The organism is Aromatoleum evansii (genome assembly GCF_012910805.1).
GTDB classification, from domain to species: Bacteria; Pseudomonadota; Gammaproteobacteria; order Burkholderiales; family Rhodocyclaceae; genus Aromatoleum; species Aromatoleum evansii.
Genome location: NZ_WTVK01000305.1, coordinates 1 through 387, shown reverse-complemented (window position 1 = coordinate 387; position 387 = coordinate 1). Strand labels below are relative to the sequence as shown.

The following is a 387-nucleotide window of genomic DNA, read 5'->3' as shown; positions in this document are numbered from 1 at the left end:
TGTTCGTCCTGGCGGCAGCAGGCGGCGCCATGCAGCTCGTCGACCCGCGCGCCTTCATCATCTTCGGTGACTTTCTCTACGCCCCGATCTGCGCCGAGCTCGGCGTGCACCGCGACGCGCGCGTGCGCCGTCTCGGTCTCATCACGGGCGCGCCCTTCGTCCTGCCGCGCCTGGTCGCCATCTTCGGACGCCTGCTCGGAGCCGGTCCCGACGCGCGCATCGCACGCCGCAACGCCGTCGCTGACCCGATGCGCGCGACGCGCGCCGCGCTCGGCCTCGTCATCGGCGTCGGCCTCGTCATCGGCGTCGGCCTCGTCACGACGTTCGCCTCCGGCAGCGCCGCGCTGTCGGAGTCGATCACGACGTGGGATCTGAGCGCCGCTGAGA

General features: G+C 72.4%; 1 protein-coding gene. It reads left to right on the top strand.

Translation table 11 applies throughout. The features are described from left to right. Positions 1-29: 29 nt before the first annotated feature. The coding region (locus GO615_RS30140; RefSeq protein ID WP_211167452.1) for a hypothetical protein at positions 30-387 on the top strand (358 nt) is incomplete at its 3' end.